Source organism: Nocardia sp. bgisy134, from assembly GCF_057708325.1.
The window spans coordinates 134,674-160,718 of the sequence record NZ_JBYIRW010000020.1 but is presented as its reverse complement, the minus strand read 5'-3'; the positions used below and the strand labels follow the sequence as shown (position 1 = coordinate 160,718).

Here is a 26,045-nt window from a genome sequence, read left to right as displayed (position 1 = left end):
AGCCGAAGCCGGAGCCCGAAGCGGAGCTCGAGCCGGTGCTGGAGTCGGGGCCGAAGCGGCTCTAGCCGGAGCTGAGGCTGCGGCTGAGGCCCGAGTTGGAGCCCGGGGCCGGGACCCGGAGGCGGTGCTGGAGCCGAAGCTGGAGGAGGTGCTGGAGCCGCAGCCCACGCCGCGCCCGCACCCGCAGCTGGACGCGGCGCGGAGCTGAAGCCGGGCCGGAGGCGATGCTAGAGCCGAAGCTGGATCCGGGGCCGGAGTGGAGCCGAAGCCGGGGCGGAGTCGAGCCGTTGTCCAGCCAGTCGGGGCGAGGGCTGCGATTCGTATCAGCGAGAGGACTTTCCTGGCGCGCTGTTCCGTTGGGATGGCAGGGTTCGCGCCTGCCGCGTGGCGCGTTGCTGTGAGGTCCGAGAGTTCCCGTGTCTCTGCGTTATCCGGCCCAGCAGTAACCAGATTCGCATCGTCGGGAGATACGCGGGTGATGGTGTGGAGGAGCGGCGGGGTCGGAGGCGGAGCTGGGCCGGGACGCGGAGCCGAGGCCGGAGGCGGCGCCGGAGCCGAAGCTGGAGCCAGTGCTGAAGGCAGCGCCGCACCCGCACCCGCAGCTGGAGGCTCGAGGGGCGGCGAGGAGCCGGATCTGAAGCCGGAGCTGGGGCCGAATCTGGAGCTGAATCTGGAGCTGAAGCGCAACTGGAGCCGCAGATGGGGCCGGAGATGGGGCCGGAGTTACGGCACGGGCTGGAGCTGACGCCGAGTCGCAGCCGGAGGGGCGGCGGAGGTGGAGGTGGAGCTGAGCCCGAATCTGAAGCCGGGGACAGGAGCTGAAGCTGAGCCGGAGCCGGTGCTGGACCTCGAGCCGGGGCTGGAGAAGGAGCCGAAGCCGGGGCCGGAGGAGGAGTTGAAGCCGGGGCCGCCGCAGTCAGACCCGGAACTGGGCCGGGGCTAGAGCCGAAGCCAGCGCCGTAGGCGGACCTCGGCCGCAGCCGGAGGGGCAGAGGGGCTGGAGCCGGAGCTTGCGCCACAGCCGCAGCCGCAGCCGCAGCCGCAGCCACAGCCAGGGCGGAGGCCGGAGCCGCTGCCGGAGCCGCGGCCGCCGCAATCAGAGCCGGAGCCGGAGCTCCGGTCGGGGCCGGAGCTCAAGTCGGTGCCGTAGGCGGCGCCGCAGCCGGACCTGTGGGGGCTTAAGTCGGCGCCGGGGCCTGGAGGTGAAGTTGGGGCCAGGAGCTGAAGCCGGTGCCGGGGCCGGTAGCGGTGGCGCAGCTTGGGGCTGAAGCCGGGGCCGCGTCTGAAGCCGTAGCCGGGGCCGGGGCCGAGGCGAAGCCGGGGCAGGGGGCCGAAGACCGGGCCGGGGCCGGGGCTCGAGCCAGGGCGGAACCGAAGCCGGAGCTGAAGCCGCCGCACGAGGCGGAGCCGTCGCCGCAGCCAGAGTCGGAGGGTCGGCGGTAGCGTGGCCGGAGCTGAAGTCGGGGCCAGGCTCAGGCTGAAGTCGGGGGCGGAGTCGAGTCGTGGTTCAGCCAGCCGGGAGAGGGATGCGATTCGGATCGACAGAGTCGTCCTGGTGCGTTGACCCGTTGGCATGGTCGGCTTGGATCTGCCGTGTAGTGAGCGCGACCGGGGGCGAGCATTGCTGTGTCTCTGGGGTATCCGGCGCAGTATCAAGCCGATTCGCACCGTCGTCGGGAGATGGGTGGGGGTGTGGTGGGGTAGCGGAGCGGCTGTGCGGATGGACGTGGGTGCGAGTGGAGACTTCCCTTGGGGGATGGGGAGGGTTCGATCGATGTTTCACGTGAAGCATCGATGCCGGGCGTCGGCGCTCGAGCTGGTTAGAGTTCGATGCGCGAGGGGTTCCCGGACTTCCTTCGGAGTCGAGTCGCTCTGCGCGCGCTGATGGGTGTTGTGGTTTGGATGTTTTCGCCGTGGGGCTCCGAACTGTTCAGCTGCGGTGGTTGGCTCGCGGCTGCCGCCAGCGTGGGACGGAGCCCGCGGAGCCCGACCGCTTCTCTCGTGAACTCGCAATAGTGCAGTGTCGCCGCGAATGCCGTGCGCGGACGTGTAGTCGAAAGTGGCGGCCCGCTCCCCGAGGACCGGCAGTTGCTTTCCGCGCCCTTCCTCGCCGAGGCGGACGGCAGCCCCCAATGGTGGTGCCGATGAGTCAGTCGCGCCGGCGGTTGCGCTGGGACCAGCTGCGACAGAGCGGTCGTGCCGGGAGTGCGTGCATCAGAACGATCGTGCCGAGAGAGCTCGCAGCAGAGCAGTCCTGCCGAGAGCGCTTGCAGCAGAGCAGTCGTACTGCGGGTGTTCGCAGCAGAGCAGTCAGACGGAGGGTGTTCGCAGCAGAGCGGCGGTGCCGGAGGTACTTGTAGCAGAGCAGTCAGACGGGGGGTGTTCGCAGCAGAGCGGCGCTGCCGAAGGTACTTGTAGCAGAGCAGTCGCGCCGGAGGTACTTGCACTAGAGCAGTTGCGTCGAAACAGTGCGGAGCTCGGAGCGCTGTCATTGCTGGAGGATTCGGAGCGATTCGAGGGACGGATCTTCCCTGTCGGCTACGTCGGGCGGCTCATTGGTGGGAGCGGCGGCGTGCCGTCAACCGCGCATCGGCAACTCGCGCTCTGGACTCCCCTGCTGCTCTTGGTAACCCGCCCTCCGATGCCGTTGCCGTTGCCGTTGCCGTTGCCGTTGCCGTTGCCGTTGCCGTTGCCGGAGCCGGAGCCGGAGCCGGAGCCGGAGCCGATGCCGATGCCGGAGCCGATGCCGGAGCCGATGCCGGAGCCGATGCCGGAGCCGAAGCCGAAGCCGAAGCCGAAGCCGAAGCCGAAGCCGAAGCCGAAGCCGAAGCCGAAGCCGGAGCCGAAGGCGGAGCCGAAACCGAAGGCGGAGCCGAAACCGAAGGCGGACCAACGACCAGCGACAAGCCACCAGCGACAAGCCACCAGCGACAAGCCAACTGATGACAAGCGATGACTGACAAGCAATAACAGGACAACCGACGAGCAACGCCATCCCCACACTCGCCCGATTACAGCAGACCGACGACAACCGGCGGATCCCCCAAGCGGACGACTCCAGAGCCGCCTCCCGAAGCACCACCGCCCCTTCGGAACTAACGCAACAGCGATCCGGCACCGCACCAACAAACACATTGCTTCACGTGAAACATCGCCCACCCGTTGCCGCAACAGATGCGCAGATCCCTACCCACGACATCGCCGCAACCAGCCCCAACATCGAAAAGACGAGCCCCTATCTCAACCAAACTGCACTGCCGGACCAACCTCCACGCGCCCGAAAACCGAAACCGGACGCCCCCGAACCCCCATCCCCCCAGTGCAAACCACCTCCCCGCCGGAATTCCTGCGGTGCGCAACGCTGATTCGCGGCTATCTGCGTGTCGCCGCGATTCAACTTTCTTCTAGCGCTCAGTGCTGGCAAGCTAGTGTGCGTCGGGCGTGAGCGTTGGTGCCACGGTGGGATGTGGTGTGCGGGACAGCTCCGCTCGGTTGATCGGACGCCATCCCGATGGAGCATCATGTTCGATCCGACACAGGCTGTTGAAACACGGCGTCGGCATGGGCCGAGAGCACGTGGTCTGTAGTTCTCTGGTTAGGAGCTGTCTATGTCGAGCGGTCCGGCGAATGTTTCACGGGAAACCATGTCGCGCGTGCCGGGGATGCTGGACTCCAGCAACTTCGATGCGGAGGCCTTCGGAAGCACACCGTTCGGGCACATCTCCCCCAGTGAGACCCCGATTGCGGCCGAAGCTCAGCGCGCCAGTCAGATCTTGCATCCAGGAAAGGTGACAGTGCCGAAACCTCGCGAGCAACGGATCATCACCATCGCGAATCAGAAGGGCGGGGTCGGTAAGACGACCACGACGGTGAATCTTGCCGCGGCCCTGGCGCATCAGGGGATGAAGGTGCTCGTGATCGATCTCGATCCGCAGGGCAATGCCAGCACTGCGCTCGGCATCGAGCATCACTCGGGTGTCCCTTCCAGCTATGAACTGCTCATCGGCGAGGTCTCCGTCAAGGACGCTATCCAGCAGAGTCCGCACAACGAGCGGCTGCTGTGCATCCCGGCGACGATCGATCTCGCGGGTGCGGAGATCGAACTAGTCTCGATGGTCGCCAGGGAGGGCCGCCTCAAGGGGGCTATCCAGGAGGCCAATATCGCGGGCTACGACATCGATTACGTGATGATCGACTGCCCGCCGTCCCTCGGCCTGCTGACGGTCAACGCGATGGTTGCCGCCAAGGAGGTGCTGATCCCGATCCAGTGCGAGTACTACGCGCTGGAGGGCGTCGGTCAGCTGCTGCGCAATATCGGGCTGGTGCAGGCCCACCTGAATCCCGAGCTGCACGTGTCGACGGTGATCCTCACGATGTACGACGGCCGCACCAAGCTCGCCGACCAGGTCGCGGAGGAGGTGCGCGGCCACTTCGGCGATGTCGTGCTGCGCTCGGTGATTCCGCGCAGCGTGAAGGTCTCGGAGGCTCCGGGCTACGGGATGACCGTGCTCGATTATGATCCAGGCTCCCGGGGTGCGATGAGCTACCTCGACGCCGGACGTGAAATGGCCCAGCGGGCGATGGCCCGGCAGGCCGCGAACGGCGCGGAGTGATTCGGGTACTGGTGACCCGGGTCGGCGTGACCCGGGTCGGTGGCGAACGAGGGAAGGGATCGGTGGGCCGATGACTCAGGCGAAGAAGGGTGGGCTAGGGCGCGGTCTGGCCGCGCTGATCCCGACGGGCCCCGCGGCCACGCAGGGTCTCGGCAGCGCCGCGGCCAACGTCGTGATCGGTCTCGATCCCGTCGGTCCGCAGCCCGCTTCGGCCTATCTGCACCGCGTCCCCGATCCCACCGAAACCGCCGACGAGGCCGATCTCGCCTCCCCCGGCGGCGCGATCTACCGCGAGATTCCGCCCGATCAGATCGAGCCGAACCCGAAGCAGCCGCGACAGGTGTTCGAAGAAGAAGCGCTCGCCGAGCTGGTGCACTCCATCCGCGAATTCGGGCTCATGCAGCCGATCGTGGTGCGCCGCGTCGAGCCGGGCGTCGACCGCTACCAGTTGATCATGGGTGAGCGGCGCTGGCGGGCCTCCCAGGAGGCCGGTCTGGAAGCGATCCCGGCGATCGTCAGGGAGACCGCCGACGAGTCGATGCTGCGCGACGCCCTCCTGGAGAACATCCACCGGGTGCAGCTGAATCCGTTGGAAGAGGCGGCCGCATACCAGCAGCTGCTCGAAGAATTCGACGTCACCCACGAAGAACTGGCCACCCGGATCGGTCGATCCCGTCCGGTCGTCACGAACATGATCCGTCTGCTGAAGCTGCCGATCCCGGTGCAGCGGCGGGTCGCCGCGGGCGTGTTGTCCGCAGGCCACGCGCGCGCCCTGCTCGGACTGGACGCGGGCGCCGACGCACAGGAGGTGCTGGCCGCCCGCATCGTCGCGGAGGGACTCTCCGTGCGGGCCACCGAGGAAGCCGTCACGCTGGCCAACCGCGACCCGGATGCGGCCACTCCCCCGGCTCCCCGGCGCAAGCCGATCCACATGCCCGGTTTACAGGACGTGGCCGAGCGCCTGTCGAATTCGTTCGACACCCGAGTCACCGTGAGCCTCGGCAAACGCAAGGGCAAGATCGTCGTCGAGTTCGGGTCCGTGGAAGATCTGGAACGCATCGTCGGTCTGATGGAACAAGAGCAGCTCGGTCAGTAACAGAAAAGGCAAAATAACCCCGTGTTAACGGTAAGTACGGGCCCGGCGTCGAAACGTCACTGTGACGGCGTCGAAAACCGCGGTGCCACACCGGCATTCCGCGCGCAATCGGCCCGGCACGAGGGCTTCGACCAACAGCACAGCGACGTGGAATGAGGCGGGTTCGCTTGATCGCTTATTCTTGCTGGCGAGAAGACGTTGATGCGGCGTGAGCGTGGATGAATCGGACAGCTGGAGGCTGAGCAGAGCGGTGTCGACCAGCGTCACAGCACTTACCCTCGGCGGACTGGACAAGCTGCCCGCGCATGCTCGTCGCTGTGTCTTCTGGGAGATCGATCCCGCCGTCGCGGAGGACTCGCGAGCATTCAGTGATCCGGTCTTCGAAAAGGAAGCCTGGCTGTCGACGGTCATGCTCGAGTGGGGATCGTGCGGCCAGGTGGCGAACGTGGACGGCAGCGTGGCGGGCTGTGCGCTGTACTCGCCGCCCAGTGCCGTGCCGCGCGCGTCGCTGTTCCCCACCTCCCCCGTCAGCCCGGACGCCATTCTGCTGACGACACTGCGCACCGAATTTCCGCACCGTGACGAGGACGTCGCCCACCGCTTGGTGCAGGCCGTGGTGGCGGATCTGGTGCGTCGCGGTGTCCGGGCCTTGGAGGCGTTCGGCATTCGCACCGAGCCGCCGGCCACCCGCCTCTCGGACCGTTTGGTCGGTTCGATGACGCTCATGGAACGGATCGGCGCACCGGTCCGCGGTTCCGCCGCGGCCTCCCCCACCGAATGCTCACCGCAGACCTGCATGATCGATGCGGACTTGCTGGAGGATTTCGGGTTCAAGGTCGTCGCGCCGCACCATCGCTTCCCGCGGCTGCGCCTGGAGCTGGATTCCGATCACGGTTGGAAGGAAGACGTGGAGCGCGCGCTCGACCAGCTGCTCGCCGCCGCGTCCATGACAGCTCCTACCAGGGTGGGCGCACGCTGAGCCGAGAAAGCCCCTGTCGACCGGAGTCGGCAGGGGCTTTCGTTCGAGATGGAGCTCAGGCCCGGTCGGCGGCGGCCAGTTCTTCGGCCAGCAGCTCGGCGAAGGTGTACGTGCCGGTGGGCTGATCGTCCTGGCCCAGCAGGTACAGGCGCTTCACCGAGATCAGGATGGCTTCGGCGATGACGTCGCGCATGCGCGGATTGGTGAGCACCGAGGCGTCGTAGTCGTTGGTGAGGTAGCCGATGTCGACCTGGACCGTGGGCATCTTGGTGAGCCGCAACAGATCCCAGGTGCGCGAGTGCGTCCGGCAGTCCTGCAACGACGTGCGGGCCACCACCTCGCGCTGGATGAACCCGGCCAGCACCTGCCCGATCATCGAGACGGAGCCGTGCGAGTTGCCGAAGTGGAAACTGGCCACACCGTTCGCCGAGGGGCTCGGGTTGGTGGCGCAGCGCAGCGAGATCATCAGGTCGGCGTCGAAGGCGTTGGAGGTCTCGGCACGCTCGGCGTCGGTGGGGTTGGCGCCCCACGGCCGCGAGAGAAAGGTCTCCATACCCGTGGCGGCCATCCGGCCCTCCAGCCTGCTGGCCAGATCCCACAGGATCTCCGACTCGTAGACGTCGCCGAATTCGCTCGGCACCGCGTACCCCTTGTCGGGACCGCCGAGACCGGGATCGATGACGATCCGCTTGCCGGTGAGCTGCGGCCCCGCCCGGTGCACCACCTCTTCTTCGGCGATGCGGTGCGGATTGCCGCCGGTGACGCGCGCGCCGAGCAACTCCAGCGAACGCAGCGTGTCCGGACCGCAGATGCCGTCGGCGGCCAGACCGATCTCGCGCTGGAACGCGGTGAGCGCGTCGTGGGTGTGCGGGCCGAAGTACCCGTCCACTCGATGAACGTAGAAGCCGAGGTCCTGCAGTTTGCGCTGCAACGTGGCGACGTCGTCGCCGTACAGCGGCGCGGACAGCTGATAGATCAGCGTGCGCGCGCCCAGCCGGTAGGACGCCTCCTTCAGGGCCCGGTATGTGGCCGGACCCACTACACCGTCGACGAGCAGCCCGCGATGTTGCTGGAACGCGCGGACCGCGGAGTCGAGGTGGTGATCGAAGGAGGCTTCGGTGTCCTTCCAGTACTCGCGCGCGTCGCCTTGATCGGCGCCGATGGCGTGTGCGTGCAGGAAGCCGAGACTTGCCAGGGTGCTCCGAACCTCTGCGACGGCTGGACCGGTATCACCGTGACGAAGTCGGTGCATGCGTGAGAGCCCTTTCCTTCCGTCAACCCGGGTACCCACTCATGCGACGGCATACACCCTCGCACGACGGAGCGTCGGTCGATTGTCTCAGACCTGCCCCGGAATCCGACAATTACGGGGGTGGTGCAGGCATCCTACGGCGCGTCGTGGATTCGCGTCGTCAGATCTCGCCTTCCAGTTCGCGGAGGAGGGCCGCTTTGCCCTTGGCGCCGACGATCTGCTTGACCGGCTTGCCGCCGCGGAAAAGCATCATAGTGGGCAGGGAAAGGATCTCGTACTCGCGGGCCGTCTCCGGGTTGGCGTCCACGTCCAGCTTGGCGACGGTCAGCTTGTCCGCGTTCGCGCTCGCGATCTCCTCGAGCACGGGGGCGACCATCTTGCACGGACCGCACCAAGCCGCCCAGAAGTCGACGAGGACGGGCTTCTCACTGAGCAGCACCTCGTCGGCGAAGGACTTGTCGGTCACGGTGACCGTGTTCTCGGACATGGGTTTTCTCCTTGGTGAATCGGTGAGAGCGAAGATCAGTTGGTCGGCACGGCGACCGGCCGGCCCGCGGCGTCCAGGGTGTTCGCGGTGATGTCACCCTGCTCGGCCAGCCAGCGCTCGGCGTCGATCGCGGCGCGGCAGCCGGTACCCGCGGCGGTGATGGCCTGCCGGTAGGTGTGGTCGACGAGGTCGCCCGCGGCGTACACACCGGGGATCTTCGTGGCCGTCGTCGGGTGCTCGACCTGCACGTAGCCTTCGTCGTCCAGCTCCACTTGGCCGCGCACCAGCTCACTGCGCGGGTCGTGACCGATCGCCACGAACAGACCGGTCGCGGCCAGCTCGGAGGTCTCGCCGGTACGGGTGTCGCGCAGCGTGAGACTGGTCACCGCTTTCTCGCCGTGCACCTCGAGCACTTCAGCGTTCAGCACGAACTTGATCTTCTCGTTGGCCTTGGCGCGCTCGAGCATGATCCGGGACGCGCGGAACTCCTCGCGGCGGTGCACGATAGTGACGCTCGACGCGAACTTGGTGAGGAAGGTCGCTTCCTCCATGGCCGAGTCGCCGCCGCCGACCACCACGATGTCCTGGCCCTTGAAGAAGAAGCCGTCGCAGGTGGCGCAGGCGCTCACGCCGCGGCCGAGCAGTCGCTGCTCACCGGGGACGTTCAGATAGCGCGCGGCCGAGCCCATGGCCAGGATGACCGCGTACGCCTGGTAGGTCTGATCGCCCACCGTGACCGTCTTCACCGGCCCGCTCAGGTCGATGGCGTCCACGTCCTCGGTGCGGATGTCCGCGCCGAAACGCTTGGCCTGCTCGCGCATCTCGTCCATCAGGTCGGGGCCCATGATGCCGTCGCGGAAGCCGGGGAAGTTCTCGACCTCGGTCGTGGTCATCAGCGCGCCGCCGAACTGGGTGCCTTCGAACAGCAACGGCTCGAGTTCGGCGCGGGCGGCGTAGACGGCCGCGGTATAGCCCGCGGGGCCGGAGCCGACGATGATCAGGTCGCGAACTGGCGTGCTCATGGGGCCCTTCCGAGAAGATCTGGGGGGAACGTGACGGTCAACAACAGCCTAAACGCTGTTGTTCCCGCGCCGGGCGGCCCGTGCTCGGTCAGCCGATGTCGGTGACTTGCTTCACCTGCGGGTCGCTCGTGGTGCAGCCGGGGCCGACGACCAACGCCGTGACCTTGTTCTGGGTGGGACCGGTGAGCAGGATGAGCACCGCGTCCTTGCCCTGATACTTCATGTTCATCGACCCGAGGACTGCTCGGTCGATGCCCGTGGCGGCGACGCAGCGGTCGAGTGCGGCTCGGTTGCCGAGTGGTCCGGTGACGTCGTTGCGGCCGAGGGCGGCGAGCGCGGCGGTGGGGGTCAGATCATCACCGAGGGGACCGTTGCTCGGCGTCGGTTGTGCGGTGGGCGTCACTTCGTCGACGCGGAGCATTTGGGCGCCGATGGCGGTCCCCGCGATCACCGCGAGGGCGGCGGCCGCGGCGGCGAGCCAGCGCAACCGTCTTCCGCGACGCTCGTCGAGCGAGACGGGCGCCGCGAGGTTATCCGTCCGCTCTTCGGAAGGCATTGGCGCGCTGTGACTTCCGACGGCAGCGTCGTGTCCGGGGGCGGCGCCGTTCCAGGATGCCGCGGTGCCGATCCGATGAATGGTGGCGACCCGTTCGGTCGGCTCCTCGTCCAGTTCCAGTTCGGTGACGAAGGCCGCGAGCCGTTCGCAGACGTCCTCGGGCATCGGATGGACGACGCGCTCGTCGGCGCGCAGGGCGCGAATCCGCGTCGTCACCTCGTCCAGGGAGCGCAGGTAGCGCACGGCGTCCGAGTCGGCGCGGACGGCGGGCCACAGTCGCGCGCCGAGTTCGGGGTCCACGTTGTCGGCGTGCAGGTCGGCCAGCAGCTCCGGCGAAAATGGAGGCTGCGGTACGGACCGGGTCGCCATCGCACCTCCAGTGTTCTCATCCGACGTAACTGTCTTGTCTGCCGCGGTCGGGCCGCGGGAACTCGCGGGCACCGTATGTACATCGCTCAGGTGTTCGTCACTATTAATGACGCATCGCCACTACTTCCGGTTCCCCGGATCACGGAGAAATTCCAACCGTTCTTGCAGGCGTTGCCTGCCGCGGGCACAGCGACTCTTGATGGTGCCCTCCGGAACCCCCAACATCGCGGCCGCCTCCGACACGCTATACCCCTCCAGATCGATCGCGACCAGAGCGGTGCGCTGATCGGGCGGCAGCGAGAACAGCGCGCGGTCCACCACGATCGACATCTCCAGTTCGGCGAACTCGTCTCGTTCGTCGCGCGGCTCCGGCAGCGTCTCGGGTGACAGCGGGATCGCCCGCCGGGTCTTGTTGCGCCGGATCCGGTCCAGGCAGGCGTTCACCACGATCGCGTGCAGCCAGCTGCGTACCTCGGCCTCGGCGCGGAACGATCCCGCGGTGCGGTGCGCGGAAAGCAATGCGTCCTGGAGCGAATCGGCGGCGTCCTCGCGGGTGTAGGAGGTGCGCAGGGCGGTCTGCCAGAGGTGGTCGTTGTGCCTGCGCAGCAGTTCGGCGAAGGCGTGGCGCTCGCCGCGCGCGTGGGCGCTCAGCAGTTCTTTGTCGGTGAGCTCGCCGAGCGCGAACGAGCGCTCGCGGGACGCGACCCGCGAGCTTCCCGCGTGGGAATCCTCGTTCAATTCGGACGACAAGACCAACCCCTTGGACGTGCGCTCAACTGACGACAGCGCGAAGCGGTCGTCGCCGAAAAAATTTCGCAGCATCCGGGATCGAAAAAACCAGGTCCCGGGAAGCTCCCCTACTGAGAGCGCGAGCCGATCATATCGGGGATGCCGAAGTGGCAGCAACAAGACCGCTCGGGATGGGATACGCCGGAACAGGCGAGAATTCGGCGCGCGGGCCGGGTGGAATCAGGGTGCGGCGTCGAACCGCAGATCGGCGATCGTCGTCTGGAACTGGTTTCCCGAGCGGCCGAGACCGGTGATCCAGACCAGCACGTAACGAGCGGACTGGTCTGCGCTGACCGGGATTTCGGTGACGCCGTCGGCCAGCTGGGCCGTGCCGATCAGCTGGGTCTGATCCAGTGTCGGCGAATTCGTCGGCGAGGTACGGATTTCCACGGACGTACCGGGGCTCGGCGAGGTGATCGAGACGTTCGTCAGCTTCGCCGGGCTCGGCAGCGTGGCCAGCAGCCCCACGCCCTTCTTGAGGGCGGGGAACTGCTGGAAGTACTGATCGGAGCGCCAGACGGTGGCCGGGTCGTTGTCCAGCACCGCGCCGACGCCGCTGACGTTGTCCGGCGTGCCCTCCGGGGAGAACACGGTCGCTCCGGTCACCGGGACCGGGACGCCGCCCTCGGACGCCTGGTTGCCAGGGATCGCTCCGGCCGGCGTGGTCGGCGAGGGCAAACTGTTGGTGGTCAGACCGATATTGCGCTGCTCGTCGAGCGGTGCTTCGGACGCGCCGGGCGCGAAAACGCTGACCATCCACCAGATCACGATGCCGACCACCAGCGCGGCCAGAATGCCGAGGCCGACCATGATCCACATCATGCGCTGCGACCGCTCGCGTTCCGCGGCGAGCAGTTCGGGATCGGCCAGCGAATCGTCGGTGTTGACCGGCTGCGCCCGCTGCCCGAGCCGCAGCACCGGAATGAAATCGGTCTTCTGGTCGACGACCGAGGCCTGTTCCAGCACGTGCTGGACGGTGGCCGCGGTCCGCACGCCCTTGTTCGACTCCAGCGAGCGCACCGCGACCGCGGAGATCTCGAAGGGCACCTCGGGCCGAATCTGTCTCGGCTCCATCGGCGTTCCGTCCGGGCCGAAGTCGGCGAGGCGCAAGCCGCCGACGGTGGCGGCGGTGCCGGTCAGACCGCCGGAGCGGATCGGCCAGCGCGCGGTGATGAGCGCGTAGAGCATGGCGCCGAGACCGCGCACGTCGGATTGCGCGTCGGAATCGGATAGCGTGCCGGGGAAGGCGAGCACCGCGTCACCGGACGCGCTGATCCGCACCCGGTCCGGGTGGTCGATGGACAGCGAACCGCCGCTGCGGTGGGCCAATTCGGCCGCCGAGGCGAGTGCGCGGATCGCCCGCGCCGCGCCGATCGGCGACGGCACCGTCTCGGCCATCTCGCGTAGCGAGCGACCCGGGGTCCACTCGGCGACCACGATGCCGCCGGAGCTGCCGCGCACCACGTCGAGAACGCGGGCGAGGCCGGGCGAATTGATGCGGCCGAGCCGCAGCGTGCGGGAAAGGATGGCCTGCGGACCGTCGTGGCCGGAGTTGTCGGTGGCCTTCTGATCGGCGTCGACGAACGTGAGCGCGACCTCGCGGTCGAGTTTGATGTCGAGCGCCTGCCAGAACTTCAGTCCACGCGCGCCGCCGTGGCTGGCGAGCAGGCGGTAGCGGCCGCCCGCGACCGAAGCGCCCGGAATCAGCTTGGGGCCGCGCGGAGTTCGACGCGAAGCCGTCGTTTCCGGCGCGGTGGGCGGCAGCTGCGGAATGGGGATCATTCCGGTGTCGTACATCGGGTCGCGCGGCGGCGCCTGGCGCGAGGTCTCGCGCGGACCGTGCTGCCCGTCGGTGGAGGGAGTGCCTACCGCTTCCTCGTTCGTATGCTCGGGGTCCGACGGGTTCTCCGCGGCGGGCGGATGGTCGGTGGACAGGCCACCGACCTTGGGCGCAGAAGGATCGGCGGCTGGGACGCCGCCCACCGCCGCGTCGTCGCTCACCCTGGTTCCTCCTTCGCCCTGGTATGTCGAAGATCCGGCGAATTCGCCACTTGTGCTTCTCTGCCGAACAGGGTACGGGAACTCCCCCCGCCCGGTGCGGTCAACAGCATCCGGTCTGATCACGGGCAAGACCATCGTGGCCTGCGAATCCAGGTACGGATCGAAGCCGGAGTACATGTACGGATCGGGCCTGCGGAACACCTGCGTGGCGTACTGGTCCTCGACCGGTCCATCGAGGTCCAGATCCGGCGCGGGCGGCGTGATGCCGAGGCGACGGGAGATGGCCACGGTGATGGCGACGATCTCCGGAATACCGGCGAGACGCATGAGCCCGAACGCCGTCGCGAACATGACGATCGCCGTGATCGTCACGCGGATCAGCGAGCCGGGACCGCCCATGGATTCCGACAGCCGCTCCAGGCCGAGCACCTTGTCCACGATCAGCATCACCGCGCCGCCCGCGATCGACGCGAGCACGACCCGGGTGACGGTGCGGCCGACGTTCGCCATCCGCAGATCGCCGAGGCTGCGGTGCAGCAGGTAGCCGCCGATGATGGCGCCCGCGGTGAACCCGAGGCCGGTGGCGACGCCGAGCACGATGACGACCTGATCGCTGTTGTCCGCGATGACCGGCGCCAGCGCCGAGAAGGCGATCTTGACGGCGGTGATGCCGAGGATGATCCAGGTCGGCGTCCACGCCTGCTCCCGCGCGTAGAACACCCGCAGGTGGATCAGCACGAGCGCGTAGGGAATCAGCGCGAAGGCCGACCAGCTCACGGCATAGCCGAGGCGTTCGGCGTCGCCGGTGAAGCGCGCGTACCCGAACAGCGCCTCGCCGAGCTGGGGTCCCGCGAGCGTCAGGAAGGTGACGACGGGGACGAGCGCGATCATCGTCAGGCGGGTCGCGACGGACAGGTCGTCGACGACGGCGGGGGTGTCGCCCTCGGCCGCGTTGCGGCTCAGCCTCGGCATGATCGCGGTGAGCACCGTGACGCCGAGGACGCCGTAGGGCAGCTGGAGCAGCAGCCAGGCCAGCGAGTAGATGGCGGGGCCCGCCTCGTCCGCCGTCGAGGCGATGTGGTTGGCGAAGACCAGGCCGACCTGGCTGATCAGCACGTACAGGATGATGGCGGCGCCCATCATGCCGAACTGCTTGAGCCGGGTGTCGACGCCCCAGAGCGGCCGCAGGTCGATCCCCTCGCGGCGGATCGCGGGCAGCAGGGTCGCCGCCTGGGTGAACACGCCCAGCGTGACGCCGATACCGAGGACGAGCAGCTTCGGATCGCTCATCCGCACCGGATCGAGCGTGATCTCACCGGGCGTCACCGCGTACAGGCCGAGCACAACGAGCACGACGACGTTGTTCAGCACGGGCGCCCATGCGCCGGGTTTGAACACCTGGCGGGTGTTCAATATCGCGGTGAACAGCGCCGACATGCCGTAGAAGAGGATCGCGGGCAGCAACAAGAAGGTCAGCGCCGTGGTCAGCTGGGTGTTGACCTTGCCGTCGGCGGAGACGAAGACGTGCGTCGCCAGCAACGGCGCCGCGGCCGTCGCCAGCAACGTGGCGCCCAACAACACCACGAAAGCGGCCGTGACCAGGCGTCGGACGAAGGCCGACCCGCCGTCGGGGTCCTCCTTCTCGGCGCGCACCAGCGTGGGCACCACCATCGCGGTCAGCACGGCGCCGAGCACCAGCTCGGTGATCATGTTCGGGATCAGGCTCGCCGAGGTGAAAGCACTGGCGATCGCCGGACCGAGTACCGCGGCGAGCAGCAGCTGCTTACCGAATCCGGTGATTCGGCTGATCAGCGTCGCGATCGCGATCGAACCGGAGTCCCTGAGCAGCCGAGCGTTCGTGTTCTCCGTGCTCTCGGCCGCCTCCGGCTCGGCCTCGGTGACCGCCCAGTCGTGGGCCGGCGGACGGTCGGCCTGGGCCGAGCTGTGCGCGGCAGGCCCGGTCCGGGTCCGCAGCGGCGCCGGGTTCGGCTGCTGCGGCGCGTACTGGGGCGGCGGCGCGAAACGCTGTGGCGGCGCCGGGGTGCGCGGGATCGGCCTGCCTTGGCCGGGCGGCATGCTGGTCGGCGGTGCGGGTCGTCCCTGCGGAGGGGGTGCGGGCCTGCCTTGCTGCGCGGGCGGCGCGGGGCGGCCCTGCGGCGTAGGACGCGGTCCGCCGGGACCGGCGGGCTGCGGCGGGTAATGATGCTGACCGGGATGCGGAGCGGCGTCGGGCCGTTGCGGCGGCACGGGCGGACGGCCGACGGGTCCGTGCTGCGCGGGCATCGGGCCGGATTGTCCGGGAAGCGGGCCGCGCTGCGCGGGCATGGGCCCCGAGGGCGGCGCCATCCGACCGCCTTGCGGCGGCCCGGACGGGCGGCTGACCCGAGGCACTCTCGGATACTCGCCGTAGGGGTCCCGGTGCGTCATGCCGGGATCCTCCTGCGGTTCGCTCTGCGGCCGGACCCGCTCCCAAGGTGCGGCGGGCGCCCGGCGGGCGGGCGGCCCGTCAGGTCGTTCATCAGGTCGAGACCGATGAGCGGATAAATCATCGTCGCTCATCATGCCTCCTGTGTCGTACCGGACCTGCGCATCCGGCATGCCCGATCGGCGTTTCGCCCATCGAGCCTCCCCCGCCGTGCTGGTTTACGCGCCCGCGCCGGAGCGGGCACGACGATGCTCCGATTGTCCCGCACGGTGAGGGCATCCGATCGATCATCCCTCATCGTGTCCGTGATCCTGTTCGCGTAGTACTCGCTTGCGCGCACGCCGGTACCTGTTCACCCGACGCCTGATGCCCGGGTCGAAACCCTCGTCCGCGGGATCGGGCTTGCCACGGAAGCGCCGCCAGAGCCGGCGGCCGGCCAACAGGAAGAGCAGCAGTCCGGCGCATGCCGTAATTATGGCCAAGGCCTGGCCGTAGGCGTTCGAACGCACCGAGACCGAGGTGGCGTTGCCGAGCGCGACACCGTCGGAGGTGGTGAGGGAAATCGGAATCACCAGGTTGCGGCTGTCGCTGACCTCGGTGGGAATCTGGAACGACCGCGTGCCCTTCGGTGGAAGCTGCTGTTCGCCGATGTCGGTGATATTCGTCTCGGCGGGCGCCTCGATACGGAACCTGATGCGGATCGCGACGGGCAGGTCGTTGCGCGCGACCAGCAGCAGCGGGCTCTGCTCGGAGGCCAGCGTGTACACGCCGCCGGGCGGGAGCACCGTCACCGACCGGTACAGGTTGTCCATCGTGCGGGTCGTCTGATCCAGCCGTCGCTGCGCGAAGGTGTCCGGCTGGGTGGCATTGCCGGTGCGGCGATCGGAGAGGGAGAGGACCCGCAGCAGGTCGTCGCGCAACGGCGTGAGGAACTGGCGCGGCGTCGGCTCGATCTCCGGCACGTCCACCAGCGCTCGCATCAGTTCGGTGATTCGGTGGCCCTGGTCGCGGGTCGGCAACACGAATCGCGCGGGCACCGCGTCCTCGGCGGCCTGCGGCAGATAGTCGAGCTCGTGCGGTTGGGCGTCCGGCGGCTGCGCGAGCAGGTCCGTGAACGAGCGCGGCACCGCGAGATTGTTCCTGACCAGCAGCTCCAGCTGCGCGAGCAGCGCGGCGGCCTCGTCCCGGTTGGCGCCCCACTGCTGCGGTGGCATCAGCAGCAGCGAGCGCGGCTTGCCCGGCTCCGGATGCAGCGCGCTCCACGAGACCGCGCCCAGCGCGTCCTGGAGACGGGCGGCGCGCGAGTCGTTGGTGACGTCGTAGCGCACCCGGTCGGGGGTGAACGACGGCGTCGGCGGATTCGAACCGACCGCGGCGAGCGCCGTCGCGGACCAGATGTCGAAGGTCGCCGCGTGCAGGGCCGGGTCCGGCTGTGCGGCGGGCGGTGCGCCGGGTTCGGGGGCCGGGGGCGACTGCTCCGGCGTCGGGTGCGCGGTGACGTCCGGTAGCCGGACCAGTTCGGGCGCCGCGGACTCGGCGACGTCCGTCTCCGCGCCCGCGGACGCGCGACCGTTGCTGAAATCCGCCGAGCCCGCCTCGCCGACCGGCACTGCGGCCGTGCCGGCCAGCACGGCGGTGCCGAAACCGTGGCTGCGCAACAACTTCCCGCCACTCGTGTCGATGCTGCCGGAATCCGGCAGGCTGACCCCGCGCAGCGAGCGGGTCGCCAGGATCGAATCGATGATCTCCGCGGGCGCGTGCAACGCGCGGGCCGACAGCTCGGGATCGTTCACCGCTGCCAGCGCGGTCACGTCCACCTGGGCGAACGGCAACGCCACCGTGCACACCGACGAGGCGAGCGTGCGCAACCGGTCCAGCCAGGTCTGCGCGTGCTCCGCGCCGGTGCCCTCGCGCGTCGCGCCGTCCGGATCCGACGGGCTGGCGAGCACGCGGTAACCCCTGGTCATCGCTTGCACGGTGAGCAGCAGATCCGGATCGACGGCGACACACACCGCCGAGGCAAGGCCGCGATCCCGGCTCGCCCCGGAACCGAGCGCCGACTCCAGCGCGCCGAGCAGCTGCTCCAGGCGCCCGCCCTTGCCGAGCGAAGCGGCCAGCTCGTCGTCGGTCAGCTCGACGTTCCCGTTCACCGAACCCGGCACGCCCGCCACCATCCGCGGCCGGTCGGCCAGCGGCCACAGCAACGTCGTCGCCACCGGAGCGTCGCTCGGCGCAGGCACCGGCTGCGGGGCGTTCGGCCCGGCCGGCGGCAGGCCGAGCACCGGCAGCAGGAACCGTGCGTCGTCGAGCCGCGCCTGGCTGCCGTACGCGGGCTCGCCGTTGACGTTCAACAGCAGCGGATACACGCCGGGCTCGGTGATCTGCAACGACGCGTCGTCGTCCGACCGCAGCGGAATGCTCAACGTGAACTGCTTGCGCTGCCCGGGACTGAGCCGCTCCACCACGTCCTCGAACGGACCGGTGAGCTCGTAGTTGACCTGGTCCAGCCGCAGCGCCGAACGCAACCCGCTCGGCGCCGACACCGCGGCGGCCCGTTGAATACGGACGCTGACGTCGTCGACGACGCGATCGCCGATGTTCGTCACCGTGCCCGACACCGTGAGCAGCGAATCACTGGTCGTGGTCACCGCCGAGGGCGAAACCGAATCCAGCGACAGCTTCAAGAATTTGGGCGTCGTGGAATTGTTCGACCCGTTCGGCTGCGCACCCGACGGGGCGGCGAGCAACACCGGCGCGGCCGTCATCGAACCGAGCAGGGTCAGGACCGCCACGATGATCCGGAACAGTCCACGCGTCATCGCTTGCCGGTCTCCATCCGGTCGATCAACCGGTTCGCCACCTCGGCCAGTCTGCGCTCGTCGGCATAGGCCAAACGAGAATCCAGTTCCGTCAACGGAACCCACGCGACCTGGGTGACCTCCACGTCGGCATCGGACAACTCGCCGCCGACGGAACGCAAAAGATAATGATGCACGGTCTTGTGTACCCGGCGGCCCTCGGTGACGAACCAGTAATCGATACTGCCCAACTCGGCCACCACCACGCCGTGAATGCCGGTCTCCTCGGCCACCTCACGGATCGCGGTCTGCTCCGCCGTCTCGCCTTCCTCGATATGACCCTTCGGCAACGACCACAGCAACCGGCCACGGCGATCGGTGCGACCGATCAAGGCAGCGCTGCGTTTATCGCTCGGTCCGTCCAGACCGTCCACGACCAATCCCCCCGCCGAAGTCTCCCGGACGGTACGCATGCGCGGTTTCGCCGCGTTGGCCGCCGAACCGCGGCGCCGAGGCTGGCGGCGTCGACTGTTCGCGCGATCGGCCGGAGACACCAAGCAATCCTACTGTGTTCAATTTGCCGCGCTGGCGCGCGGCGGGTTCGCGGCCCTCTATGTCTCGCTTCCCAGCGACCGAGACTCGCGACTGCGTCGCATGCGTCTCGGTCGCTGGGAAGCGAGACGGCCGCGAACGGTCGCTCGTCGGGCTCGCTCCGTGGTGGGGCAGGTGAGGGTGCGATGTTGCGTGAGTTCAAGGCTCTTACATCTGACTTGGTAGGCGTCGAGACTCGCGACTGCCGTCGCATGCGTCTCGGTCGCTGGGAAGCGAGATGGCCGCGAACGGTCGCTTGTCGGGCTCGCTCCGTGGTGGGTGAGTGGGGATGGGATGTTGCGTGGATTCCAGATCTTTGCGGCTGGCTTGCTTGGGGCGAGACTCGCGACTGCGTCGCATGCGTCTCGGCCGCTGGGAAGCGAGACGGCCGCGAACGGGCTCGTAAGACTCACCCTCGGGGTGGTTGGGGATGTGGGAGTTCGCTTCATGGGCTGCCCGGAGTGGTTGTGACCATCGGTTTGTCAGGTGGGATGGACGTCACCTTTCGTCCGAGGCGGTTGTTCGGTCGCGTCCCGGAAAATCGCTTTTCCCGGCTCGGTAAGCTGCTGCTTCGTGGTTTCGCCCAAGTCCGAGGATGCGCAAGTGACCGATCCAGCTCCGCTGTCTTCCGAGGAGCGGCGTACCCGGTTGCTGGCCGCGGCGGCGGTCACTCTCGGCGGGCTCGCCGATGTGCTCACGCCACTCGGTGAACTGTTCGCGGCGCGCGGGCACGAGCTGTATCTGGTCGGCGGCAGTGTGCGCGACGCGGTGCTCGGGCGGCTCGGCACGGATCTGGACTTCACCACCAGCGCGCGGCCCGAGCAGGTGCAGGAGCTGATGCGCGGGTGGGCCGACCACCTGTGGGATACCGGCGGCCTGGCGTTCGGCACGGTCAGCGCGGCCAAGGACGATCAGCAGCTGGAGATCACCACCTTCCGCAGCGACTCCTACGACCGGGTGTCGCGCAATCCGGAGGTCACCTTCGGCGACACGCTCCAAGGCGATCTTGTGCGCCGCGACTTCACCGTCAACGCGATGGCCGTGAAGATCGCCGCGGACGGTTCGCTCGAGTTCATCGATCCGCTCGGTGGCATGGACGCGCTGCTGGCCGGTGTGCTGGACACCCCTGCGGCGCCGGAGGATTCGTTCCATGACGATCCGCTGCGCATGCTGCGCGCCGCCCGCTTCGTCTCCCAGCTCGGCTTCGAACTGGCGCCGCGGGTGCGCGTGGCCATCGAGGCGATGGCGGGCGAGATCGATCGCATCACCGCCGAGCGGGTGCGCACCGAACTCGACAAGCTCATCGGCGGCGCGCATCCGATCGACGGCATCAATGTGATGTGTGAGAGCGGTCTCGCCCAGCGGGTGCTGCCCGAGGTGCCCGCCATGAAGCTGGAGATCGATGAGCACCACCAGCACAAGGACGTGTACTGGCACTCCCTGACCGTGCTTCAGCAGGCCATCGACCTCGAGGACGGCGATCCGGACCTGGTGCTGCGCTGGGCGGCGCTGCTGCACGACATCGGCAAGCCCGACACCAAGCGCAACGAGGCGGGCGGCGGCGTCAGCTTCCACCATCACGAGGTGGTCGGCGCCAAGATGGTGCGCAAGCGGATGCGCGCGCTGAAGTATCCGAAGCAGTTCACCGAGGACGTGGCGAGGCTGGTCTTCCTGCACCTGCGTTTCCACGGCTACGGCAAGGGGCAGTGGACCGATTCCGCGGTGCGCCGCTACGTCACCGACGCCGCCGAGCTGCTGCCCAGGCTGCACAAGTTGGTGCGCGCGGACTGCACCACCCGCAACAAGCGCCGCGCGGCCGCGCTACAGGCCACTTACGACGAGCTCGAGGTGCGGATCGAGCGCATCCAGCAGGAGGAGGACCTGGCCAAGGTCCGCCCCGACCTGGACGGCAACGCGATCATGGAGCTGCTCGGCCTGCCGCCCGGCCCGGAGGTCGGCAAGGCGTGGAACTATCTCAAGGAGCTGCGCCTCGACCGCGGCCCGCTGACCCGCGAGGAAGCCGAGGCGGCGTTGTTGGAATGGTGGAAGTCGCAGAGCTGAAAAGGCTTTCGCTCAGAAGACGATGAGCGTGGTGCCCGCGACGATGGCGTTGCGGATCTGCGCCAGGTCGAACGAGCCGGTCGTCTCCGGCAGGTCCGCGCGGAATCGGACCAGGTCGCCCTCGCGGACGGCGTGTGCGATGCGGGCGTGCCGCGGCAGGTTCTCCAGCAGCAGCGCGGGCGCGGTGATCGCGCGCCGCGGTATCCGGACGCCGAGCCAGTTGGCCCGGTGGATCTCGACGGTGAGCAGGTTGTTCTCGACCGCGGCGTCGACCAGCGCGGTCAGCCTGCGTTTTCGGTGCCTGGCCACGATCAGGCCGCTCTGGTGCACGCTCAGCTGCCAATCCAGCGGCAGGGTGTTCAGCCAGCCGACCAGGGCCGCCGTGGTGACGGTGGCCTCCACGTCCAGCTGAGACGCCCGCAACTTGGTCGGGACGCCGGGGATCAACCGGACGCCGTGCGCGATCACCGTCACCGCTTCGATGGGGTGTTCGTCCCAGCTCAGCCGCGACAGCACCGTCTTGGTCTGGAAGTGCGCTCCGCGCCTGCGCACCTTCAACACCTGCAGCGTCGCGTTCACCTCGTGGCCGAGCAGGGTGGCGTTGACCTCTTGGCCGCCGAACCTGCTGAGGATGCCTTCGCTCAGCACCGTCATCAGTGCGTCCGGCATCAGCGCCGTGACCGTGCCCGAGCCGAGGTCGACGACCGGATCCATCCACGAGGTGGTCGTCGCGATCCATTGCTCCAGCCAGGACTGATCGAACAGGCGCTTGCCGAAGTCGACGGCCCACAGCGGTGACCATGACTTCGGATCGAAATACGTGGCCATGATTGCTTCGAGGGTACTTGCCGCCGAGCGGTGCGACCATTCGTACGGGGAGGCGATCGTCTGCTCGAGGAGGCGGCCATCGGCGCCGGTCTGCCGATTCTTTGGCCGGTGCGGCGCGCGAGGACGACAATGTCGGGGCACGCGCAGGATCGACGGCGGGAGGACACCGATGGCGCTGGATCTCAACAGCGATCTCGGCGAGGGCTTCGGCCCGTGGACGATGGGCGACGACGCGGCGATGCTCGACATCGTGACCAGCGCCAACATCGCCTGCGGCTTCCACGCGGGCGATCCGTCGATCATGCGCGCCACCTGCGCGACGGCGGTGCGCAAGGGAGTGCGGATCGGCGCGCACGTCGGGTACCGCGATCTGGTCGGATTCGGCAGGCGCGCGATCGCCGTCGCGCCCGCCGAGCTGCGCGACGAGGTGCTGTATCAGATCGGGGCGCTGGATGCCTTCGCCAAGACGGCGGGCGACCGGGTCCGCTACGTGAAGCCGCACGGCGCGCTCTACCATGCCGCCGCGGCGGATCGGGAGCTGGCCGAGGCGCTGCTCACGGCGTTGGCCGACTACGACGCCGAGCTCGCGCTGCTCGGCCCGGCCGGGACGGAGCTGGAGACGGCCGCCGCCGAAGCGAAGATCCGATTCGTCGGCGAGGGCTTCGCCGATCGCGCCTACACCCCGTCCGGCTCGCTCGCCCCGCGCGGACAGCCCGGCGCGGTATTGCACGCCGACGAGGCCGTGGCCCAGGCGATGTCGATCGCGGCGTCGCGCACCGCGCGCACGATCGAGGGCGGTGCGGTCGCGGTCACCGCGGCCAGCCTGTGCGTGCACGGCGACACTCCCGCCGCGGTGGAGATGGCGCGCCGGATTCGCGCGTCGCTCGCCGAGTCGGGTGTGCCGGTCGAGCCGTTCGCGTAAACCGGAGCGATGCGATGAGAAATCCCAGCGCCGCTCTGCGGGATCGAAAATCGCCCTGGCAGCAGTACATTCGTGCCGCTGGGGATCGAGCATTGCTGGTCACGCCGAGCGAGCCCGCCCTGGCTGCCAGGTTGGCGGACGGGCTACGCGACAGCGCACCCGAGGGCGTCCAGGACGTGCTGCCCGCCGCCGAGACCGTGCTGGTGACCCTGGTATCCGCCGATGACGCCGAATCGGTGCGCCGCGAGATCTGCGCACTGCTGGAAGACGCCCAGCACGAGCCTGATTCGCCGGATGTTTCCCGTGAAACACTGCCGCACAACGATTCTCCCGAGCCGATCGTCATTCCGGTGCGCTATGACGGAGCGGATCTGGCCGGCGTCGCCGAACTGCTCGGCATGACCGAGGACGAGGTGATCGCCGCGCACACCGGCACGGTGTGGCGCTGCGCGTTCGTCGGATTCGCACCGGGCTTCGGCTACCTGGAGTCCCCCGACGGCCGTTTGAGCGTCCCGCGCAGGGACTCGGCTCGCACGTCGATACCCGCGGGCGCCGTCGCGCTCGCGGGCGGCTACTCGGCGGTGTATCCGCGCAGCACACCGGGCGGCTGGCAGTTGATCGGCCGCACCGAGCTGCCGATGTGGGATGTCGACCGCGATCCGCCCGCGCTGATCCGCGCGGGCGGTCTGGTCCGTTTCGAGGTGGCCGGATGATGTTCGTCGAGTGGGTCGGTCCGCTGGCCACCATCCAGGATCTGGGCCGCCCGGGTTGGTTCGATTCCGGCGTCGGACCTTCGGGCGCGGCCGATCGCGCGTCGTTGCGCCTGGCGAATCGGCTGGTCGGGAATCCGGAGGGCGCCGCGGCGATCGAGGTGCTGCTCGGCGGCCTGGTGTTGCGCGCCGAACGGCACCACACCGTCGCCGTCACCGGCGCGCCCGCCCAGGCGGTGCTCGACGGTACCCCGGTCGGTCATGCCAGCGTGCTGGAAATCGAAGAGGGACAGTCCCTTCGGCTCGACTTCGCGCCGAACGGGCTGCGCAGTTACGTCGCGGTGCGCGGCGGCATCGACGTCGCGCCGGTGCTCGGATCACGCAGCCGCGACACCCTGTCCGGCATCGGGCCGGAACCGCTGCGCGCGGGCGTTCGCCTGCCGATCGGGCCGGTGCCGCGCGAGCTGCCGCTCGTCGATGTCGCGCCCGTCGCCGGTCCGTCCGGCGGGCTCGTCACGGTGCGTGCGTTGCTCGGCCCGCGCGACGACTGGTTCGACGACGCCGCAGCGCTTTTCGCGGGCGAGTGGGCGGTTTCACCCGACACCGACCGGGTGGGCGCCCGCATCGGCCGCGTCAGCGGACCGCCGTTGCGGCGGCGGATCACCGGCGAATTGCGTACCGAGGGCATGGCGCTCGGCTCGGTGCAGGTGCCGCCGAGCGGTCAGCCGGTGATCTTCCTCGCCGATCACCCGATCACCGGCGGCTATCCGGTGATCGCGGTGGTACTCGACGCCGACGTCGACGCGGTGGCCCAGGCCAGGCCGGGTCAGCGACTGCGCTTCCTGCGGGTCAGCTGATCACTTCGGCACGCTCACGTCGGCGCGCATCAGATACACGTTGTAGGTGTCCCAGGCCGAGATGGTGAAGTACAGATCCCGTCCCGACGACCACGGGTGGATGAAGCCGCCGTAGGCCTTCGGGTAGTCCGAGGTGTACGCCAGCGGCACCGATTCGGTCCAGATACCCTGCGGCGCAGCGGCTTCGCGCAGCACGATGGCGCCCTGCGCCGAATCCAGGTACACCATCTGCCATGTGCCCGCGGCCGCGTCGTAGCGCACCGACACCTCGCTCGCTATGCCGAGAAACAGTGGCGTCGCGTGGTTTTCGATGACCGGCGCCCAGCTGCCGTGCACCCAGTACTGGTAGGCGGTCTTGTTCAGCACCTGATTCTTCGGCGCCCTGGCCAACCCGACCATGCCGACCCGCCCGTTGGGCGTGCCGAACATGTACACGTAGTCGCCCTGCGGGACCATCGCGGTGACCTGGAACTGGCCGATGCCGAAGAGGTTGTCCCACTTGGCGTACTGATCCTTGGTCCAGGTGCTGCCGTTGTCGTCGGACCAGGCGATGCCGCCGTAGTTGGTCCGCCACAGACCGGGGATACGGCTCCACCTGTTCACCGACATGTAGCTCAGGTACTGGCGCTGCCCGATCGCGAACCCCGAGGTCGGGATCACGGTGGTCTCCCAGTTCTTGATCTTGCGGCTGCTCAGGATCTCGGCCGCGTGGCAGCGGGTGTCCTGCACCATGGTGTCGATGGTCAGGCCGTCGGACAGGTCGCGGTCGGTGCTGTAGGCGAGTACGTTGCTGCGCCAGTCCGGGCCGCCCGCGCCGCCGGTGACCCAGCCCTCGCCGAAGGTGTCGCCGAAGACCACGGCGACCTCGCCGGGCTTGGTCTCCCACATCAGGCCCAGGTCGGTGCCGTCGACCTGCCAGCGCATGTCGGTGCGGTTGTCCGAGCCGTGCCCGGTGACCTGGCCGACCAGTTCGACCTCGTGGACCAACGGCTTGCCGACGCTTTCGGCCACCGGCCCCGGTTCGACCGGATGCACGACCAGCGGCGGCGGATCCTGGGGCTTCTCGCCGGGACCGCCCGGCACGGGAACGGGGATCGGCTCGATCTCCGGGCGGAACTCGATGCGCGACAACTGGATTCCGCCGTTGCCCGAGCCGGTGCCGCTGCCCGTGCCTGAACTTCCTGTGCCGGAGCTGCCTGTGTCCGCACTGCCCGTATCCGCACTGCCCGTGCCGGAACCGCTGCCGCTGCCCGAGCTCGATCCGGTGCCGGGGGCGGGCGCCTCGGGCGTCTCCGGGTCCGAAGCCGCTGTCTCCGGTTTCGGCGTGTCGCGGATGTCGGGACACGGGTTCCGGCACGGATCCTCGGGCAGCGGCTCGGGAACGATGCGGGTGGTGTCCTGCGGCGGGTCCGGCACCGGCACCGGGGTGATCTCCGGGATCGGCACGGGAATGTCGATCTGCGGCGGCAGCACGATCGGCGGTGCCGGCGGCAGGTTCGGGTCGGGCTCACGGGCAAGCGGATCGAATCCCGTCTCGCCGCACAGATTCACCGGTGGAGGCGCCCACGGATGCGGAGCGGCCTGCGCGGGCGCGGGGACCGTCAGCACTCCGGCGAGCAGTACCCCGAAGAGCGCTGGGGATTCCAGCTTCCGCGGCAGCGCTCCCATATCTGTTGACTCCCTGGTCGA

General features: G+C 68.8%; 18 protein-coding genes. 7 read left to right on the top strand and 11 right to left on the bottom strand.

Features of this window, described 5'->3' with window-relative positions; all coding sequences use genetic code 11:
• Positions 1-2,538 precede the first annotated feature (2,538 nt).
• A complete protein-coding gene (locus tag AC3ERS_RS29840) occupies positions 2,539-3,003 on the bottom strand; it encodes a hypothetical protein (RefSeq protein ID WP_431971452.1) in 465 nt (154 codons plus the stop codon).
• Positions 3,004-3,662: 659 nt separating this feature from the next.
• On the opposite strand from AC3ERS_RS29840, the gene AC3ERS_RS29835 reads away from it, so the two are divergent.
• The 3 genes from AC3ERS_RS29835 to AC3ERS_RS29825 all read left to right on the top strand — a co-directional run bounded on the left by AC3ERS_RS29835 (position 3,663) and on the right by AC3ERS_RS29825 (position 6,688).
• Complete coding sequence (locus AC3ERS_RS29835; protein ID WP_431954254.1) at positions 3,663-4,613, top strand: ParA family protein; 951 nt, start codon at positions 3,663-3,665, stop codon at positions 4,611-4,613.
• Positions 4,614-4,683: 70 nt separating this feature from the next.
• The gene (locus tag AC3ERS_RS29830; protein ID WP_431971451.1) at positions 4,684-5,709 is read left to right on the top strand and encodes a ParB/RepB/Spo0J family partition protein; all 1,026 of its coding nucleotides are present in this window, start codon (positions 4,684-4,686) and stop codon (positions 5,707-5,709) included.
• Positions 5,710-5,959: 250 nt separating this feature from the next.
• The gene (locus tag AC3ERS_RS29825; protein WP_431971450.1) at positions 5,960-6,688 is read left to right on the top strand and encodes a GNAT family N-acetyltransferase; all 729 of its coding nucleotides are present in this window, start codon (positions 5,960-5,962) and stop codon (positions 6,686-6,688) included.
• Between the two features lie 55 nt (positions 6,689-6,743).
• Here the strand turns inward: AC3ERS_RS29825 and AC3ERS_RS29820 are convergent, their stop codons facing one another.
• The 8 genes from AC3ERS_RS29820 to AC3ERS_RS29785 form a co-directional block, all read right to left on the bottom strand.
• On the bottom strand, positions 6,744-7,940 hold the full coding sequence (locus tag AC3ERS_RS29820; RefSeq protein ID WP_431971449.1) for an N-acetylmuramoyl-L-alanine amidase: 1,197 nt from the start codon (positions 7,938-7,940) through the stop codon (positions 6,744-6,746).
• A 160-nt stretch (positions 7,941-8,100) separates the two neighbouring features.
• Positions 8,101-8,427 (bottom strand): thioredoxin, encoded by a 327-nt coding sequence (gene trxA / locus AC3ERS_RS29815; protein ID WP_431971448.1) that lies wholly within the window; start codon positions 8,425-8,427, stop codon positions 8,101-8,103.
• Between the two features lie 35 nt (positions 8,428-8,462).
• The gene (gene trxB / locus AC3ERS_RS29810; RefSeq protein WP_431971447.1) at positions 8,463-9,449 is read right to left on the bottom strand and encodes a thioredoxin-disulfide reductase; all 987 of its coding nucleotides are present in this window, start codon (positions 9,447-9,449) and stop codon (positions 8,463-8,465) included.
• Positions 9,450-9,537: 88 nt separating this feature from the next.
• Positions 9,538-10,374: a hypothetical protein gene (locus AC3ERS_RS29805; protein WP_431971446.1), complete on the bottom strand. Its 837-nt coding sequence runs from the start codon at positions 10,372-10,374 to the stop codon at positions 9,538-9,540.
• Positions 10,375-10,494: 120 nt separating this feature from the next.
• Positions 10,495-11,124 carry an RNA polymerase sigma factor SigM gene (gene sigM / locus AC3ERS_RS29800; protein WP_431971445.1) on the bottom strand — a complete coding sequence of 210 codons (630 nt, stop codon included), beginning with the start codon at positions 11,122-11,124 and terminating at the stop codon, positions 10,495-10,497.
• A 219-nt stretch (positions 11,125-11,343) separates the two neighbouring features.
• A complete protein-coding gene (locus tag AC3ERS_RS29795; RefSeq protein WP_431971456.1) occupies positions 11,344-15,240 on the bottom strand; it encodes a murein biosynthesis integral membrane protein MurJ in 3,897 nt (1,298 codons plus the stop codon).
• Positions 15,241-15,876: 636 nt separating this feature from the next.
• Positions 15,877-18,408 (bottom strand): DUF6049 family protein, encoded by a 2,532-nt coding sequence (locus AC3ERS_RS29790; RefSeq protein WP_431971444.1) that lies wholly within the window; start codon positions 18,406-18,408, stop codon positions 15,877-15,879.
• A complete protein-coding gene (locus AC3ERS_RS29785; protein WP_084501546.1) occupies positions 18,405-18,941 on the bottom strand; it encodes an NUDIX hydrolase in 537 nt (178 codons plus the stop codon). The genes AC3ERS_RS29790 and AC3ERS_RS29785 overlap by 4 nt, the downstream gene beginning before the upstream one ends.
• A 640-nt stretch (positions 18,942-19,581) precedes the next feature.
• Between AC3ERS_RS29785 and AC3ERS_RS29780 the strand changes: the two genes are divergently transcribed.
• The gene (locus tag AC3ERS_RS29780) at positions 19,582-21,039 is read left to right on the top strand and encodes a CCA tRNA nucleotidyltransferase (protein ID WP_431971443.1); all 1,458 of its coding nucleotides are present in this window, start codon (positions 19,582-19,584) and stop codon (positions 21,037-21,039) included.
• 12 nt (positions 21,040-21,051) lie between these two features.
• On the opposite strand, the gene AC3ERS_RS29775 is transcribed toward AC3ERS_RS29780, so the two are convergent.
• Positions 21,052-21,867, bottom strand: a complete 816-nt coding sequence (locus AC3ERS_RS29775; RefSeq protein ID WP_431971442.1) for a hypothetical protein — start codon at positions 21,865-21,867, stop codon at positions 21,052-21,054.
• Between the two features lie 169 nt (positions 21,868-22,036).
• Here AC3ERS_RS29775 and AC3ERS_RS29770 point away from each other — a divergent pair, with 169 nt between their 5' ends.
• The 3 genes from AC3ERS_RS29770 to AC3ERS_RS29760 are packed head-to-tail and all read left to right on the top strand — an operon-like array spanning position 22,037 to position 24,356.
• The gene (locus AC3ERS_RS29770; RefSeq protein ID WP_431971441.1) at positions 22,037-22,789 is read left to right on the top strand and encodes a LamB/YcsF family protein; all 753 of its coding nucleotides are present in this window, start codon (positions 22,037-22,039) and stop codon (positions 22,787-22,789) included.
• Between the two features lie 14 nt (positions 22,790-22,803).
• On the top strand, positions 22,804-23,502 hold the full coding sequence (locus AC3ERS_RS29765; protein WP_431971440.1) for a 5-oxoprolinase subunit B family protein: 699 nt from the start codon (positions 22,804-22,806) through the stop codon (positions 23,500-23,502).
• Entirely contained in the window at positions 23,499-24,356 is an 858-nt protein-coding gene (locus tag AC3ERS_RS29760; protein WP_431971439.1) for a 5-oxoprolinase subunit C family protein, read from the top strand. The genes AC3ERS_RS29765 and AC3ERS_RS29760 overlap by 4 nt, the downstream gene beginning before the upstream one ends.
• On the opposite strand, the gene AC3ERS_RS29755 is transcribed toward AC3ERS_RS29760, so the two are convergent.
• Positions 24,357-26,024 carry a glycoside hydrolase family 183 protein gene (locus tag AC3ERS_RS29755; RefSeq protein WP_431971438.1) on the bottom strand — a complete coding sequence of 556 codons (1,668 nt, stop codon included), beginning with the start codon at positions 26,022-26,024 and terminating at the stop codon, positions 24,357-24,359. It abuts the gene before it with no gap.
• Positions 26,025-26,045: the final 21 nt, after the last annotated feature.